This is a genomic window from Nocardia africana NBRC 100379 (assembly GCF_001612635.1).
GTDB classification, from domain to species: domain Bacteria; phylum Actinomycetota; class Actinomycetes; order Mycobacteriales; family Mycobacteriaceae; genus Nocardia; species Nocardia africana.
The window spans coordinates 1-1,525 of sequence record NZ_BDAV01000072.1 but is presented as its reverse complement, the minus strand read 5'-3'; the positions used below and the strand labels follow the sequence as shown (position 1 = coordinate 1,525).

Annotated in this window: 1 protein-coding gene; it reads left to right on the top strand. The window is 62.2% G+C overall.

Translation table 11 applies throughout. The annotated features are described in order from the left end of the window. Window positions 1-538: 538 nt before the first annotated feature. On the top strand, window positions 539-1,183 hold the full coding sequence (locus tag NA3_RS35260; RefSeq protein WP_062969251.1) for a GAD-like domain-containing protein: 645 nt from the start codon (window positions 539-541) through the stop codon (window positions 1,181-1,183). Window positions 1,184-1,525 lie beyond the last annotated feature (342 nt).

Sequence of the window (1,525 nt, the reverse complement as noted above, 5' to 3'; positions counted from 1 at the left end):
CCTACCACCACACTCTCTGGTGGGATGCGCTCAGCCGACGGACTGCTTCCAGTCGCACGCTCATCGGCATGAGTGCGCACGTGAGTTCGCTAGAGTCAGCCGGACGGCGCGGCTGGAGCGTCGGAACTCGCGAGGCGCCGGCGCTGGTTGGGTCGAGGGGAGGTGCAGAGGTTATTCTGCTTCGGAACGTGGCGCGATGTGTGAGCAGGGGTTTGACGTGCCGATATGGGATGTCAACGTAGTCGAGTTCCGTAGCGGATTAGCGTCTGCGAAGAAGTAGGGGAGCGCTTGCATCGCTACTGGTAGAGACGCTACTGAGGCCCCCACCCGGTATTCGGGTGGGGGCCTCAGTCGTTTCGCCGGCGCCGTGCGGTGGCCGGTTCGTTCAGCGCGGTAAGCGGCATGACAGGATGTGGTTGGCCGCTGAACCAGCTCTGGCGGAATGACACTTCATCCCAGCTACGGGCCTAGATCCGATGCATGCTGTGGGCCGGATACAGTCTCGTAGTCGATGCGAATCATGGCTCGAAGGAACTGAATGTCATTCCCCGTCAGCGATATTACCGATCATTGGGGTCAACCGAGCTTCGCCTCACCGGTACCTACCCAGCGGTTCGAAGCCTACGCCGGTCTCGCACCGGGCTTCCTGCTCCAGTTGTGGCGGGAGCTCGGTTTCGCAGGCTTCCGTAAAGGGATGCTGTGGTTGTGCGATCCGGTGCAGTGGCAGGACACGGTAGACGAGTGGACCAAAGATCTGGAGCCGCCGTTCGGCGACGACTCATGGATCGCGGTGACACGGTCGGCGTTCGGACGGATGACACTGTGGGGTCAGCGAACTGGGATGAGCCTGACCATCGTGCCCGATCGCGGTTGGATCTTCCCCACCGACCAATCGCACTACATGGAAGACGAATTCGACCGTGACATGCTGGTCTACACATCGTTACTCGCCACGGACGAGGACACGATCGACCCCGCGGCCGACGACGACAAACCACTGTTCAAACGCGTCTTGAAGAAGCTGGGACCCACCTCGCACGACACCATGTACGGCTTCGTCCCCGCAACTGCACTCGGCGGCCCGATCCTCCCGAATCACGTCGAGATCATGGACGCCGCAGTGCATATGCATCTGTTGAGTCAACTGAGCCCGCGGACCGTGATGATCAATCCACTTTTATAGAGCCTGCAATCGCGGCGACCTTCGCGGGCTGTCCTCAAGTGACCCGCTCATCGGCAATAGCGGACGTTCTGCACTGCACCAGGTTCCGGCGGCCGGCGCCCCGCGCTGGCCGGCTCGGTCGGCGCGGTATGCGGCATAGAGTGAATCCCAGCGAGGCTCCAAGCCGGACCGAGTGCCACAATCGGGCAGGTGGATGAGATCGAAAGGATCGCCGAGTCGATCGCCGCCAGTCCTGGCCAGGTGGTCGCGGTGGAAGTCGGTGATCGCGATCGGGTGGCGGACCTGGTTGCTCGTCTCCAACCGATCTACGACTACGGGTACGGCGCCGATGACGGCGCCGAT

Excerpts from the sequence above, each read along its gene's own strand:
- NA3_RS35260 (WP_062969251.1), top strand. The coding sequence starts at position 539 with ATGTCATTCCCCGTCAGCGATATTACCGATCATTGGGGTCAACCGAGC.